Annotated in this window: 13 protein-coding genes; 5 read left to right on the top strand and 8 right to left on the bottom strand. The window is 45.9% G+C overall.

Annotated features, from left to right (window positions below; all coding sequences use genetic code 11):
• Positions 1-190: 190 nt before the first annotated feature.
• Together HUX74_RS05020 and HUX74_RS05015 are read right to left on the bottom strand one after the other, a co-directional pair.
• A complete protein-coding gene (locus HUX74_RS05020; RefSeq protein WP_174646309.1) occupies positions 191-805 on the bottom strand; it encodes a response regulator transcription factor in 615 nt (204 codons plus the stop codon).
• Positions 795-1,499: a hemerythrin domain-containing protein gene (locus HUX74_RS05015; protein WP_008665531.1), complete on the bottom strand. Its 705-nt coding sequence runs from the start codon at positions 1,497-1,499 to the stop codon at positions 795-797. The genes HUX74_RS05020 and HUX74_RS05015 overlap by 11 nt, the downstream gene beginning before the upstream one ends.
• 210 nt (positions 1,500-1,709) lie before the next feature.
• Between HUX74_RS05015 and HUX74_RS05010 the strand changes: the two genes are divergently transcribed.
• The 5 genes from HUX74_RS05010 (at position 1,710) to HUX74_RS04990 (ending at position 8,219) form a co-directional block, all read left to right on the top strand.
• A complete protein-coding gene (locus HUX74_RS05010; protein ID WP_117599411.1) occupies positions 1,710-2,072 on the top strand; it encodes a BlaI/MecI/CopY family transcriptional regulator in 363 nt (120 codons plus the stop codon).
• Positions 2,073-2,101: 29 nt separating this feature from the next.
• Positions 2,102-3,967 carry a TlpA disulfide reductase family protein gene (locus HUX74_RS05005; RefSeq protein ID WP_174646308.1) on the top strand — a complete coding sequence of 622 codons (1,866 nt, stop codon included), beginning with the start codon at positions 2,102-2,104 and terminating at the stop codon, positions 3,965-3,967.
• A gap of 43 nt (positions 3,968-4,010) precedes the next feature.
• Positions 4,011-6,092, top strand: a complete 2,082-nt coding sequence (locus tag HUX74_RS05000; RefSeq protein ID WP_174646307.1) for a M56 family metallopeptidase — start codon at positions 4,011-4,013, stop codon at positions 6,090-6,092.
• A gap of 12 nt (positions 6,093-6,104) precedes the next feature.
• Entirely contained in the window at positions 6,105-6,875 is a 771-nt protein-coding gene (locus tag HUX74_RS04995) for a TlpA disulfide reductase family protein (protein ID WP_174646306.1), read from the top strand.
• Positions 6,876-6,977: 102 nt separating this feature from the next.
• Positions 6,978-8,219, top strand: a complete 1,242-nt coding sequence (locus tag HUX74_RS04990) for a carcinine hydrolase/isopenicillin-N N-acyltransferase family protein (RefSeq protein WP_174646305.1) — start codon at positions 6,978-6,980, stop codon at positions 8,217-8,219.
• Here the strand turns inward: HUX74_RS04990 and miaA are convergent.
• The 6 genes from miaA to HUX74_RS04960 form a co-directional block, all read right to left on the bottom strand.
• A complete protein-coding gene (gene miaA, locus HUX74_RS04985; protein WP_117599416.1) occupies positions 8,195-9,100 on the bottom strand; it encodes a tRNA (adenosine(37)-N6)-dimethylallyltransferase MiaA in 906 nt (301 codons plus the stop codon). The two genes, HUX74_RS04990 and miaA, sit on opposite strands and share 25 nt — an antisense overlap.
• Before the next feature lie 65 nt (positions 9,101-9,165).
• Positions 9,166-9,720, bottom strand: coding sequence for a hypothetical protein (locus HUX74_RS04980; protein WP_057282010.1), 555 nt, complete (start codon positions 9,718-9,720; stop codon positions 9,166-9,168).
• Between the two features lie 55 nt (positions 9,721-9,775).
• A complete protein-coding gene (gene lpxA, locus HUX74_RS04975; protein WP_009037103.1) occupies positions 9,776-10,552 on the bottom strand; it encodes an acyl-ACP--UDP-N-acetylglucosamine O-acyltransferase in 777 nt (258 codons plus the stop codon).
• A gap of 137 nt (positions 10,553-10,689) precedes the next feature.
• Positions 10,690-12,075: a bifunctional UDP-3-O-[3-hydroxymyristoyl] N-acetylglucosamine deacetylase/3-hydroxyacyl-ACP dehydratase gene (locus HUX74_RS04970; RefSeq protein ID WP_174646304.1), complete on the bottom strand. Its 1,386-nt coding sequence runs from the start codon at positions 12,073-12,075 to the stop codon at positions 10,690-10,692.
• A gap of 3 nt (positions 12,076-12,078) precedes the next feature.
• Positions 12,079-13,119, bottom strand: coding sequence for a UDP-3-O-(3-hydroxymyristoyl)glucosamine N-acyltransferase (gene lpxD, locus HUX74_RS04965; protein ID WP_174646303.1), 1,041 nt, complete (start codon positions 13,117-13,119; stop codon positions 12,079-12,081).
• An 84-nt stretch (positions 13,120-13,203) separates the two neighbouring features.
• Positions 13,204-14,430 (bottom strand): HD domain-containing protein, encoded by a 1,227-nt coding sequence (locus HUX74_RS04960; RefSeq protein ID WP_174646302.1) that lies wholly within the window; start codon positions 14,428-14,430, stop codon positions 13,204-13,206.
• Positions 14,431-14,434: the final 4 nt, after the last annotated feature.

The following is a 14,434-nucleotide window of genomic DNA, read 5'->3' as shown; positions in this document are numbered from 1 at the left end:
TTGTGGGGCATAAAGAGTCATAGGATGGGGAGGGATGACATAGGGGATGAGCTTTGTCTTCAGGCACAGGATAAACCTTAATCAATAGGCAGAGGGCTTTTCCCGTATGGAGGAGCATACTTTTGCAAGGGATTCATCCGGTTTTTCCCTATAGGCCGCAGCGGGTAGGGAGACAGTTGCCGGAAGAACCTTATAGAGAGTCCTTGATGTCGCCCAATTCCACCAGCTTGTTCACAATAGCGTAGATGGTAAGCCCTGCCGGAGAATGTATCTGCAGTTTGCGTGCAATGTTACGGCGATGGGTAATGACAGTATGAATGGAGAGGTAGAGTTTGTCGGCGATGGCTTTGTTGGTCATGCCCTTCACAACGCAGGTGATGATTTCTTTTTCGCGCTGGCTCAGGGTTTCTTGTTCGCCGTCTTTTTCCTCTTCCTCCTCGGTGTGCAGCAAGTGGTTGATTTTGGAGGTGATGACATCTATGTCATCGCACATGGCGAAGTTCTCGTCATATTCCTTCAATATGTTGTTGTCGATGACGGAGCATACCATAGCAATGTACTTGATGCCGGATTTTCCGTGTTCTGCCTTGAAGGCGGGCAGGTCGAACCAGCCACCGAAAGTGGGGTTGATGATGATAATGTCTGCCGGATGCATGTGAATATAGTTTTGCAGCGATTCCGGAGAAGAAACCTCAATAGGGTGTGCATTCAAGTTGGGAATACGCTTCAAAACAGCCGTCAGACCACTCCGGATGATGACCGAAGTTTCTGCAATGACAATCTTCAAAGAAGTATTATTGTTCATTTTTCAGTTTCCTTTCTATTTGCGCTACGGCGGGAACAAACATATAATCTTCTACCTGGCAGTGGGTGGCAAGGTCTTGTTCGCAGTTGAATATATCGAACAAGACCGCATTCAGGAGATTGTTGTTCTCCTTTTCCGGGTAGTATTTGATAATGATGTTCTTCAGCTCTTTCAGTTTGGTATCTATCTGATTATGTTTGCTGGCAAAAGTGGCGATGTTGTATTCGTCCGATAGGTTGCCTTGGAGTAATTGCTCTACATAGGTGAATACGGCCTGGTTTTCATATTCCATGTGGCGGCGTACTTCCTTGGCATATTCATCGAAGAACTTCAGGATGAGGTAGGCTACATCGTTTGTACTGGAACAATCGATGGCTTCGATGAGTTTGCGGCGGATGGCCGGCAGGTTGAAGTCGAGGAAATATGTGTGGGCACGCTTCAGATAATCCATAAGGGCGGGAATGGAAAAATCACTTTCATTGCCGCTGTAAGAGTATTGTTCTTCGCTGATAAAGTTGGCTACGGCGAGGAATGTGGGGCAATCGACGCCTTGCGCTTCGCAGACGTCCTTCACGCTCTTGTCTCCGAATCCTAATGACAGTCCGAAGCGGCTCATCACCATTAACAAGGAGTAATTGTCACAGATGAGGTCGCTCATTTTGTCCGTGGAGCGGTACTTATGTTGCTCATTCATTGTGTGTTATTGTTTTTAATTCTCTGATTCGTGCGCAAAGTAACGGCTTTTATCCGAGAACTGCAATCACTATTAGTAGGTATTTTGCTTGTCGGGAGATGGTTGGAGAGTGGTGTTTGCCGGATAAACTAAAAGCTTTAGTTTTATTTAACGAGAGAAATTAGTTTTTGAACTAAATAATTTAGTTATTTGCGGAAAACAAAGAATGTTATGAAAGGATTGACTGCAAAAGAAGAAGAAATCATGGGCTTTTTCTGGGGAAAAGGACCCTTGTTTGTGAAGGAAATGCTGGCATTCTATGAAGAGCCGAAACCCCATTTCAATACTTTGTCCACCATTGTGAGGGGATTGGAGGATAAGGGATTCCTAAGCCATCATGCATATGGTAACACCTATCAGTATTATGCGGTGGTCAGCGAGGAGGATTTTCGCAAGCGGACACTGAAGAATGTTATCAGTAAATATTTCAATAATTCCTATCTCAGTGCAGTGTCGTCTTTGGTGAGGGAAGAAGATATATCTTTGGAAGAACTGAAACTGTTGATACAAGAGGTGGAAAAGGGAAAGGATTGAGGTAATTGAAAATCTAATAACTCTTGCTTATGAAAAACATCGGATTGGTTTGTTGGTTGCTGGTGAGTATTTGCTGCGGATTGCAAGCAAAGAAAATTGTAAAGACTCCCTATTTCATGGCTTGTAATACGCGTAGCATCGAAGTGGAGCGAGTGATACTTGGAGAAGACACGACTTGGCTGGATGTGAAGGTATACGGTATGCAGGGTGATAAGGTCAGGATAGATTCGGCAGCCGTATTGCAGGCATCCGGAAAGCATTATGAATATTGGGGGGATACCGGTTTTTCCAGAGGGGAATGGACAAGTATTCCTGCTTCCGGTGAAATGACCGCTACTTTGAAGTTTAGGCCGCTTCCGATGGACACCGAGAGTTTTGACTTTCTGGAGATGCCTGGCAGTGATGAGGGATGGATAATCTACGGCATACAGCTCAACGGGCAGAAGCCTCAGGTGGATATTCCCGAAAGGCTACTGGACAAGAAGCCGGATGAAGTTTTACCCTTGCCCGCACCGGAACTGAATGCAGGAAAGGCTGTCATAAAAGGACGGATATTAGGGTATAAGCCGGAATATGGAGTGACGTTACGCTACTATGGCTCGCCTTGGTTCTTTATGTATTTCACCGGCAAGGACTTGGAGATTGCGGAGGATGGCACGTTCCGCTATGAGACGGAGGTGCTGTTGCCAAGCGGTGCTGCGTTGTGGATATCCCGTTCGAAGATAGAATTGTTCCTTGTGCCGGGTGGAGAACTGGATATTACAATCAATCTGCCCGAAATATTCTATTCGCAGAGCCGTCTTTTAAGCAGGAAAAGCGATGGGGAAGTGGAGAACCGCGTCTGGTTTGAAGGAGACTATGCCGGACTGAACACCGAGTTGTTGCGGTTCGGTGAAATGAAAAGCTTATCGGAAGCTGATGATTTTTATTCCGATATTTGTGGGATGACTCCGCAGGCATATAAGAAATATCTGTTCAGGCATTATGAAGATATGCTGGAGGAACTTGTGAAAAACAAGGATATGAGTCAGGCTTGCCGCACCTATATCCGGTCAAATCTGGATATGAATCTATTCAGCCTTATCTATAATTACAAGAGCAACCTTAGTTATGCCCCGATGCTTTCGGGCAGGAAGGGTGTGAAAAGGGCGGACATGACGGTGGACAGCACCTCATACTTCAAGGAAATACTGCAACTAGATATTCTGCATTCTCCCGAGCAGAAGTATTATGACTTTTATACGGATTTTGTGCGGACCGCCACTGGAGAACTTCGTGACAAGTTTGTGCAGGACACCCTTTGGCCGGACATGCTTCTTGCCAGGCGGGCTTCCCGTAATCTGAGCAAGTACATGCCTTTGACTGAGGAAGAGCATCGGACGGTAGATAGCATTGCTTCTCTCGACCTCAGGCAATTGTTCTTGATGAGAAACGAGAGGATTGAGGCTGAATTGAAGGCCGGGATGGAAGCTGTTAAGGACAAGACCGGATATACGGTTATTGAAGTAGGAAAGGAGATAGCGGCAGATAGCTTATTGAAAGTTATTACCCGTCCTTATCGTGGTAAGATGGTATTGGTCGATATGTGGAACACCTGGTGCGGTCCTTGTATGCGGGCAATGAAAAGTCTGAAACCTTTGAAGGAAGAGTTGAAAGAGGTGGTCTATTTATACATTGCGGATGAATCATCTCCTGAAGGGAAATGGAAATTGACGATACCGGATATACACGGCATCCATTGCCGCATCAGCAATGAGCAAAGTACAGCATTGGCAAAGCTGTATGAATATCCGGGCATCCCGACCTATTTCGTAGTGAACCGTGAAGGAGATATCTCCTACAAAGTAACCGGATTCCCCGGAGTGGAGATACTACGGAATGAACTGACCAAGTAACTGTAAATAGTAAATCGTAAATCCTTAAATAGTAAATAACTCCATGGGTCTGTTTTTTGTTTATATACTCAAATCTTCTGTTTGCCTGGCGATATTCTATCTGTTTTATCGCTTGTTGCTGGCACGCGAGACGTTTCATCGTTTCAACCGTTTTTCATTGTTGGGCATTTTGCTGTTGTCCTGCCTATTGCCTTTGGTAGAGGTAAGTGTGAAGCAGGAGACGGAAGTGCACCAGACGATGCTGACATTGGAACAGTTGCTGATGATGGCGGATGCAGTGAATGCCACTGAGGCCGGAGCAAGTGCTGAAACGGCAACAGTCACCTGGATACAAGTGGCGCTGCTTGTCTATCTGGCAGGAATCGTTTTCTTTGCCTTCCGCAACGTATGTTCGTTGGTACGGTTACTGATGTTGCTGAAATCGGGTAAAAAAGAGGATATCGGCAGCTACTTACCGAGCAGAAAGGAACGTGTCACTCTGATTGTGCACAATCGTGACATAGCTCCGTTCAGTTGGATGGGATATATTGTCATTTCACGGAAAGACTTGGAGGAGAACGGACGGGAAATCCTTATCCATGAGCTTGCTCATATCCATAACCGCCATTCCTGGGACTTGCTGGTAGCCGATGTCTGCATTTTCTTCCAGTGGTTCAATCCGGCATCATGGCTACTGAAGCAGGAGCTGCAGAATATCCATGAGTTTGAAGCGGATGAAACGGTAATAAAGGAAGGTGTGGACGCAAAACAGTATCAACTATTATTAATTAAAAAAGCTGTCGGCACAAGGCTCTACTCTATGGCCAACAGCTTTAATCACAGTAAACTTAAAAAACGTATCACTATGATGTTAAAAGAAAAATCAAGTCCGTGGGCACGTTTGAAGTATCTTTATGTACTTCCGGTAGCTGCTATTGCAGTAACAGCTTTTGCCCGTCCCGAAGTCTCCAATAAAGTGGAGGAGATTTCAAGCGTCAAAGTTAACGATTTGGCTGCAATTGTAGAAACAAAAATGACGGAAAGTGTAGGAGACACAATGAAACCTGCTGATGTGAAGTATGTACCGACGGAAGTCCGCAAGCAGTTGAAGGGGACTCCGGTCTTTGAAGTGGTAGAGGAGATGCCGGAATTTCCTGGAGGTGGAATGAGTGCTCTTATGAGTTATCTGAAAGACAATATGCGCTATCCGGTATCTGCCAAAGAGAAAGGTACGCAAGGGCGTGTGACTGTCCAATTTGTGGTGGATAAAGATGGAAGTATCAAGGAACCGAAACTTCTCCGTTCTGTAGATAAGGATATGGATGCTGAAGCGTTGCGTTTGATAAGTAATATGCCGAAGTGGAAACCAGGGAGACAGAAGGGGCAGCCGGTGGCGGTGAAATATACGGTTCCGGTGATGTTCAGTTTGGATGATGACAAACTTGAGAAAACTTCTTCTGCCAATGGTATTACAGTTGAAGGATATGCAGGTAATGGGAAAGAACCACTGTATATTGTGGATGGAAAAGAGGTGACGCCATCTGTCATGAGTGCATTGGATCCTAATAAGATAGAGCGTGTAACGGTTTTGAAAGATAAATCTGCCACGGAATTATATGGAGAAAAGGGAAAGAATGGTGTTCTTTTGATAACCCTGAAACAAGGAACTCCAGGTATAGTTATCCGTCGGGATAAAGAGGTGACAGAGAACGCTAAAGTACAGCATAACGGTAGTCTTGATTTAACGAAGACTATTTATATTGATGGAGAAAAGGTTGATTTGGGTACTAAAACTATCGATGATTTAATACCTGCGGAGAATATTGAGAGCATTGAGGTGAAGAAAGAGGCAGGTGGAAAAGGTGAGATTTACATTGCTACTAAAAAAACTAAAGCTGTGGAAAAGACTTCCGTTCAAGGTAATATGAAAGTGGAAGGCAAAGTGGTGGATGAGCAGGGCGAGCCTATTATTGGTGCGGCTGTTCTGATAGAAGGTACCACTACGGGAAGCGTTACCGATGTCAATGGTAATTTTGTCCTTTCTGTACCTTCTAAGGATGCTGTATTGGTTGCTTCGTATATAGGCATGGCTACCGGCAAAGTGAAGGCACGACCCAAGCTTACGATTACACTAAAAAATGAATAGTCTCTAACAACTATGACAAGTAAAATTCTTTCTTTGTTTCTGATTCTGATAGCTGTGGGGGCAGGGCTTTGCTCTGCCCAGACAGCAGGTAAGAAATATTATTTAGTGGATGGCCTTTTCTTCGAAGGCATGCCACCTTGTGTGGATTCGGATAATGTAGCAGCCTACGTTATACATAAGGACGGCGTAGGACACGAGGTTACAGAACTTCGTTTGTGCAGGGATTTTGTGCTGCCTGAAGATGTGAGAAAATACGCTACTCCTGCTGAAGAGGTGTCTGGTGCGGAAGCCTTTTTGATGAGTTATCGTGGAGGGATAGGGCAGAAGCTCCCGATAGTCTCTGTCGTACGGACTCTGAAGACAGAGGAATGGATAGGTAAACCCTTTCCAGAGTTCAAAGTAAAAGATACCGCAGGGAAGGAGTGGACTAATACCGATGTAGTGGGCCGTCCTATAGTCTTGAACTTCTGGTATACCGGCTGTGGCCCTTGTATCCGTGAAATGCCGGAGCTGAACAAATGGATGGAAGTCTATCCTGATGTAACCTATCTTGCTACGACTTTTGACAGTGCTGCACAAATAAAGAAAATTGTAGAGAGCCGTCCTTTTCTCTTTACCCAGATAGCCGATGACTTGTTTTTCTTCGAGACCTTTCATGTGAGCGGTATGCCGGTCACTATACTGGTGGATAAGAAAGGTATTATCCGCCATATAGAACAAGGTACTGGAACTGCGAAACTTCGGTATATGCAGGATAAGTTGCAGAAACTTGTCAGCGAATAATTCTTTCTTGATGAATAGGGGATAAGGATTTCAGAGGATTTCTTTTGCTCTTTCACAGATTATCATACCTTTGCGAATATAAATCTAAGGAAGGGGAAGGTTATGATAAAACATCTTTTTTTAATATTGGGACTGCTTGCTGCGCTCACTCTTGCCGAGCCGGTTCTGGCTTGTACATCTGCCGTCATTTCCGGAAAGGTTACTCTTGACGGCCGTCCGTTGCTATGGAAAAACCGTGATACGGACTATCTGCGAAATCATGTAGCTTATGTGAAAGGTGAGAAGTATGACTTCATTGCCGATGTGAATAGTGACAATTTCCCTGATTTGAAGGAGGCATGGGTCGGTACCAATTCCGCCGGCTTTGCCTTGATGAACACCCAATCCTACAATCTGGTGGAAGTGAAAGATGGGGAAGAACGGGGTGCCGCCAACGGGAGGATTATCTACCGTGCTTTGGAGGTTTGTGCCACGGTGGAGGACTTCTGCCATTTTCTTGATACCATCACCAAGCCCAGCCTGATAGAAGCCAATTTTGGCGTGATTGATGCCAAAGGCGGTGCCGCCATGTTTGAGGTGGATTACTATAAATATACGATGTATGATGCCAATGATCCGAAAGATGCTCCTTACGGTTACATTGCCCGTACGAACTTTTCTTTTGCCGGTGAGGTGAACCGGGGAGCGGGTTATGTACGCTATATGGAGGCAGACCGGGTATTGATGAAGGCTTCTGCAACGGGTGGGGTGACACCTCAGGGTATCTTCAATGACCTTTCACGTTCGTTCCGCAATTGCATGCTCGATATTGATTTGAGGAGCGGGAAGTTTAATCGCCCGCAAGGTTCCGGTTGGTTTGTCGACCAGGATTTTATTCCCCGTAACAGCACTTCTTGTTCCATTGTGGTGCAGGGCGTAAAACCGGGTGAGAAGGCGGAACTTACTACGATGTGGACAATGCTGGGATATTCTCCTACGGGCATTGCCGTGCCACTTTGGGTGAAGGATGCGGATAAATTTCTGCCTTCGATGGTATGTTGGGACAAGGCGTGTGCTGCCGCTCCGCTCAGTGATTGGTCACTCCGGCTTTCCAATAATGTCTTCTGTTACAATCAGGGGATGGGAACCAATCGTTATCTGAATTGGGAAAAACTGTACAATATGGAGAATAACGGCTATATGCAACAGCTTGTTCCGGTGGAGGCGGAGGTGTTTCGCCGTACATGCCCATTGTTGGACAGTTGGAGACAGCAAGGAAGCATTGATTCTCAAGAAATGCAGAAGCTTTATCAAGATGTGGAAGCACTTGTCCGAAAGGCTTATACGCCTTTGATGGAGCAATGACAGTATTCCAGTATTTCTCTTTCCTGCTCAGGGTGGAACCAGCGGATTTCCTCGTCCCGTTTGAACCAGGTCATTTGCTTACGGGAATAGATGCGTGAGTTCTGCTTTATCTTCTCAATGGCAAAGGGTAATGTCCATTCGCCGTCCAGGTACTTGAATATTTCTTTGTAGCCTACTGTATTTAGGGAATTTAGACTTTTATGCGGATAGACCATGCGCGCTTCTTCCACCAAACCCTCTTCCACCATTTGGTCCACCCGGCAGTTGATGCGTTCATAAAGCTCTTCCCGGTCACGCGTTAATCCTATTTTGATAATACGGAAGGGGCGTTCTTTCTTTTGTTGGGTGCGGAAGGAAGTGTAGGTCTTGCCCGTCATATAGCAGATTTCCAAAGCATGGACTACGCGTTTTGGGTTTTTCAAATCTACTATTTTGTAATATTCCGGGTCCAACAGCTTAAGTTCCGCACAAAGTCTTTCCAGACCTTCTGTTTCGTATTTGTACAGCATGAGTTGGCGTGTATCGGCATCTACGGTCGGAATGTCGTCAATGCCTTTACAGACTGCATCTACATACATCATTGAGCCTCCGGTCAGCAGTATGGTGTTATGCTTTGTAAACAAGTCTTCCAGCAGCTTCATTACTTCCGCTTCGTATTGGGCGGCACTGTAATAGTCTGTCAGCTTCAGGGTACCGACGAAGTGATGCTGTACCCGTTGCAGCTGCTCCGGTGTAGGGGCAGCCGTGCCTATCTTTAAATCTGCATAGAGTTGTCTCGAATCGGCCGAGACGATACAAGTATGGAAATGTTCTGCCAATCGGAGGCTTAATTCTGTTTTGCCTACTCCGGTGGGGCCGATAAGTACGATTAGGGTGTGCATGCGGGTATAAAATTTAGGCGCGAACCATAACAATCCGCGCCTTTCTGAAGGGGAATAATGTCTGTTTAATATTTCTCTTCTTCGAAGGAGTTCCCGGCTTCGTCCAAACCGCCGAAACCCTCTTTGTCGAAATCTTCCATATCGAAGTCTTGGTCGCCGTAAAAGTTTTCGTCCAAGTCCAGGGAACCGCCGGCAGCTGCCATTTCTTCAAAGTCAACGGTCTGCTTGGGAGCTTCACCCGCTTTCTTGGTGCATTTGGCGCCTTTCATTTCTTTTCCGGTAATGATTTCAGAAAGCTCGATGAAGAAGCAGCGTTCAGTCATATAATCGAATACATAGAGAAGTTTCTGCTTCTCGTCTTCAACCAGTTCGCTCAGCTGGGTCTCTTTCATCACCCAACTGTCCATTTCCGGATTGTCGTCCATTTCTTCCAGCGTAATTTCCTTTTCTTTTTCCCAGTCATCATCGCAAATGAAGAAAGAAGTCATCTGGTCGTTGGTGTAGCCTGCCGACTTTAGAATCGCCTCATGGAAGTCATAAAAGGTAGCTTCCGGGTCTATCTGTATTTCTCTGACAAAATCGTCCACCTCATCAGAGATGATTGTAAATCTGTAGATCATGATGATTTATAATTTATGATTTCTGACTTCTGATTTTGTGTAAATCATACGTTTTTCATTTTCCTGCGGGGATAATGCCGCGGGCTGATTCACGTATAAAGTTTACGATATAGCTTATTTCCGGTGTCATTTCCATTTCATCCTCGATTTTCTTCAAGGCATCCGTATTGTTCAGGCCGCCTTGATAGATGATGCGATAGGCATCATGGATTTTCTCGATGGTCTCGTTGGAGAAGCCGCGTCGGCGTAACCCTACCACATTGATTCCCGCATAGCAGATAGGCTCGCGTCCGGCAATGATGTACGGCGGGATGTCCTTGCTGAAACGGCAGCCGCCCTGTATCATGCCGTAACCACCTACATGGCAGAATTGGTGCATCAGTACATTGGCGCTGATGATGGAATAATCGTCGATGACAATTTCACCCGCCATTTTTGTAGAGTTGCCAATGATACAGCCGTTGCCTATTAGGGCATCATGCGCCACGTGTACACTTTCCATCAAGAGATTGTTGTTGCCGACGATGGTTCTGCCTTTGGCAGCTGTACCGCGGTTGACAGTTACGTTTTCACGTATGATATTGTTGTCTCCGATTTCAGCAGTGCTTTCCTCCCCTCTGAACTTTAAATCCTGGGGAATGGCACCGATAACGGCTCCCGGGAAAATGGTGTTTCCATTGCCGATGCGTGCACCGTACAGAATGTTGGCGTTTGCCATAATCTTGTTGTTATCACCGATTACCACATTCTTGTCAATGAAAACAAAAGGAGCAATTTCTACGTTTTCCCCGATTTTAGCTTCGGGATGAATATACGCTAAGGGACTTATCATATTATTTACGATTTAGCTATTTACAATTTACGATTGAGATTACTTGCGATTTACTGTATATACAATTTTACCCGAAGGTGATAATTCTTATGGGTAATATGAATCGTAAATCGTAAATCTTCTAATCGTAAATCTATTTATTTGTTCTTAACTATTTGTGCCATAAACTCTGCTTCGCAGACCACCTTTTCGCCTACGAACACATAACCTTTCATGGTGGAGACGCCGCGGCGTATGGGGGCCATCAGCTCTACACGGAAGATGAGCGTGTCTCCCGGTACCACTTTCTGGCGGAATTTCACACCGTCAATCTTCATGAAGTAGGTGGAGTAACGTTCCGGTTCATCCACCGAATTCAGTACAAGCAAACCTCCCGTCTGTGCCATTGCCTCTATCTGCAATACACCGGGCATTACGGGTTCCTGCGGGAAGTGTCCCTGGAAGAAAGGTTCGTTGGAAGTTACGTTCTTGACACCTACAATGTAGTTGGCACCTATTTCTATGACTTTGTCCACCAATTGCATCGGGTAACGGTGAGGCAGAAGTTCGCGGATGCGGTTTACATCCATAATCGGTTCGCGGTTGCAGTCGTAGGTAGGAGCCTGTATTTCGTGCAGGCGGATTTCCTTGCGCATCTGGCGAGCGAACTTATTGTTGATGGTGTGTCCCGGGCGGGTAGCGATGATACGGCCCTTGATGGGCTTGCCTATCAAAGCCAGGTCACCGATGACGTCGAGCAACTTGTGGCGGGCGCATTCATTGGGCCACACCAAAGGTTTGTGGTTGATATATCCCAATTGTTTGGCGTCCATGTGAGGAACACCCATCACATCGGCCAGCTTGTCATAGTTCTCCTGGGACATTTCGCGTTCGTAAATAACAATCGCATTGTCAAGGTCGCCGCCCTTGATAAGACCGGCTTGCAGCAACGGCTCAATTTCGCGTACAAACACGAAAGTACGGCTTGCGGCGATTTCATCCTTGAACTTCGTCATGTCTTCCAGCGTTGCAAACTGGTTGGGGAGGATGTTGGAGTCGTATGATACCAATACATTCAAACTGAAGTTCTCGTCCGGCAATACGATGATGGAAGAGCCGGTTGTTTCGTCACGGAATTCAATTTTGGACTTGATGATATAGAAATCTTTTACGGCATTTTGTTCTACAGTGCCTACGCGCTCTATTTCGTTGACATAATATTGGGCGCTTCCGTCCAGAATGGGAAATTCCGGTCCGTTTACCTGTATCAGGCAGTTATCGATACCCAATGCATAGAGGGCTGCCATACCATGCTCCACTGTGCTCACCTTTACTCCGTTTTTGGAGATTACAGTTCCACGGGTAGTTTCGGATACGTTGTCTGCAACGGCATCGAAGGTTGGCTGTCCTTCCAGGTCGATACGTTGGATTTTGTATCCATGGTTATCCGGAGCAGGATTGAAAGTAACGGTTAGGTCAAGTCCCGTATGAAGACCTTTTCCACTAAGCGAAAAGCTATCTTTCAGAGTCTTTTGTTTTAACATTGGTTACTTATTTAATTGTTGTTTAAGTTCATTCAATTCTTTGCGGAGCTGGCGTAGCTCCACTTGCATTTCCGGCAGACTTCTTTGTACGATGGATGCCTTGAAATATTGTTTCAGCTCCATAGGAGGGGTGCCGATAAGCTGGCTGCCGTCCTTTATGCTACTGGGAACACCAGACTGTGCGCCAAGGTTCACTTTATTACCGATATGTATATGGCCTGCAATGCCTACCTGACCGCCGAACATACACCATTCGCCTATCTTGGTAGAACCTGCCACACCTACTTGCGCTGCCATAACGGTGTGGGAGCCTATTTCATCATTGTGTGCCACTTGAATCAGATTGTCCAGTTTCACACCACTATGTACGATTGTAGCCCCCATAGTGGCACGGTCCACACAAGTATTGGCACCGATTTCCACATGATCTTCTAGAATAGTGATGCCGATTTGCGGAATTTTCTCATAACCTTCGGGAGTGGGAGCGAAGCCGAAACCGTCTGCACCAATGACACAACCGGAGTGCAGGATACAATGGTTTCCTACGCGGCAGTCGTGATAGACGGTTGCGTTGGCGTAAATTATACAGTCACTGCCTATTTGGGCACCGCTACCAATCGTGACATGCGGATGAATGACTGTATTATCTCCTACTTCTGCATGTTCGCCAATGCAGGCAAAAGGCGCAATGTAAACATCCTTGCCAATTTTAGCTGTTTCGGCAACAAATGCCAGAGAGTCAATTCCCACTCGCTTTGGTTTACTTTGCTCATAAAGATTTAGCAATTTAGCAAGACTTTCATACGCATTGTCCACTTTAATCAAGGTAGCTTTCACTTCTTGTTCCGGAACAAAGTCCTTATTTACCAGAACAATGCTTGATTGGGTTTCGTATATGTAGGGGGTATATTTGGGGTTGGATAGGAAGGAGATGGCTCCCGGTATTCCCTCTTCGATTTTCGCAAAGGTATGAACGGTAGCATTCTCGTCTCCAACAATTTCTCCTTGGATAAATGTTGCAATTTGTTTAGCAGAGAACTCCATGTCTTATTCTTGTTAGATGGTTTCAAAACGCAAATAACGGACTTTTTTTTTATATTTCCTTGTCCTGAGGTGAATATTTTATACTTATCTATGCAAACGTTGGTAGCATAAGTAGTATTTTTTTACTTTCTTGGACAGAAGAGAGATATTGAGAATATCCGATGCTTCGGCAATATTCTTGATGCTGCCGTCGTTGTAGAGGATGTCAATACTGTCATCTGCCTCGTCGTACATATTCTTCTCGATGCTGGGGGTAGAGATGAAATATCTCGCTTCGGAGAGAGGGATGTTCAGTTGTTCACTGATTTGCAAAGTTAGTGCTTTTTTCCGTTCCTCACTAATAGGTTCGGTAGAAATCTCAACTTTGAAGATGTTTCGGTTAATCATGCCGGCGCTCAAGGTGGACAAAACCTTGTCCGGATGGCGGCTCCATACCTTGAGGGCAGTCCAGATGTCATTATCGTCCAACTGAATGAAATTCTCCAAACATTCGGGATTGTTGTAGAATGCCTCCCGGCTGATGTCGTTGTATAGAAAGAATTTCAAGGCGGGTGAGGCAAAGAGGTCTATGCCGCGGCTTGCCAGTTCCTTGGCGCGGAGCAGGGCGCTAATCAGCATTTTTTCGTAGGCAACGGAGGTTTTGTGCAGATAGACTTGCCAGTACATCAGGCGGCGGGCGGTGAGGAAGTTCTCAATAGAATAGATGCCTTTGGACTCTACTACCAGGTGGTCATCCTTTACATCCAGCATCTTGATGATGCGGGCGGAGCCAATGTTGCCTTCGGTCACTCCGGTATAGAAGCTGTCGCGGCGCAGGTAGTCCAGGCGGTCCATATCCAGTTGCCCGCTTACCAGTTGGTGCAGGAAGCGCTTGGGGTATTCATCCTTGAAAATTTGAATGGCGAGTGTCAACTGTCCGTTCATTTCCTTGTTGATACGTTCCATCAGCATCAAGGAGATGTCTTCGTGGGAGACGCCCTGCACGATGGTATTTTCCAGTACGTGGGAGAAGGGGCCGTGGCCGATGTCGTGCATCAGGATAGCGGCTTCCACAGCTTCGGCTTCGCTGTCGAAGATAAAGTTTCCTTTGGTGGCAAGTTGCTGGATGGCCTCACTCATCAGGTAGAAGGCTCCCAAAGAGTGTTGGAACCGTGTATGCTGCGCACCGGGATATACGACAGAGGACAACCCCAGTTGCTTGATACGGTTTAGACGTTGCAAAAGAGGATGTCGTACAACATCGTACAACAACCCCTTTGGTATGTTGATGAACCCGAAGACGGGGTCGTTGATAATCTTTCTTTCGAACATTAAG

It is taken from the genome of Bacteroides sp. Marseille-P8574 (assembly GCF_902825465.1).
Taxonomy (GTDB): domain Bacteria; phylum Bacteroidota; class Bacteroidia; order Bacteroidales; family Bacteroidaceae; genus Bacteroides; species Bacteroides uniformis.
The sequence above is the reverse complement of the archived record's forward strand: the minus strand, read 5'-3'. Positions and strand labels throughout refer to the sequence as shown.

Bases quoted from the DNA above. Each gene is read 5' to 3' on its own strand.
- HUX74_RS05020 (WP_174646309.1), bottom strand. From the start codon at position 805: ATGAACAATAATACTTCTTTGAAGATTGTCATTGCAGAAACTTCGGTC.
- HUX74_RS05015 (WP_008665531.1), bottom strand. From the start codon at position 1,499: ATGAATGAGCAACATAAGTACCGCTCCACGGACAAAATGAGCGACCTC.
- HUX74_RS05010 (WP_117599411.1), top strand. From the start codon at position 1,710: ATGAAAGGATTGACTGCAAAAGAAGAAGAAATCATGGGCTTTTTCTGG.
- HUX74_RS05005 (WP_174646308.1), top strand. From the start codon at position 2,102: ATGAAAAACATCGGATTGGTTTGTTGGTTGCTGGTGAGTATTTGCTGC.
- HUX74_RS05000 (WP_174646307.1), top strand. From the start codon at position 4,011: ATGGGTCTGTTTTTTGTTTATATACTCAAATCTTCTGTTTGCCTGGCG.
- HUX74_RS04995 (WP_174646306.1), top strand. From the start codon at position 6,105: ATGACAAGTAAAATTCTTTCTTTGTTTCTGATTCTGATAGCTGTGGGG.
- HUX74_RS04990 (WP_174646305.1), top strand. From the start codon at position 6,978: ATGATAAAACATCTTTTTTTAATATTGGGACTGCTTGCTGCGCTCACT.
- miaA (WP_117599416.1), bottom strand. From the start codon at position 9,100: ATGCACACCCTAATCGTACTTATCGGCCCCACCGGAGTAGGCAAAACA.
- HUX74_RS04980 (WP_057282010.1), bottom strand. From the start codon at position 9,720: ATGATCTACAGATTTACAATCATCTCTGATGAGGTGGACGATTTTGTC.
- lpxA (WP_009037103.1), bottom strand. From the start codon at position 10,552: ATGATAAGTCCCTTAGCGTATATTCATCCCGAAGCTAAAATCGGGGAA.
- HUX74_RS04970 (WP_174646304.1), bottom strand. From the start codon at position 12,075: ATGTTAAAACAAAAGACTCTGAAAGATAGCTTTTCGCTTAGTGGAAAA.
- lpxD (WP_174646303.1), bottom strand. From the start codon at position 13,119: ATGGAGTTCTCTGCTAAACAAATTGCAACATTTATCCAAGGAGAAATT.
- HUX74_RS04960 (WP_174646302.1), bottom strand. From the start codon at position 14,430: ATGTTCGAAAGAAAGATTATCAACGACCCCGTCTTCGGGTTCATCAAC.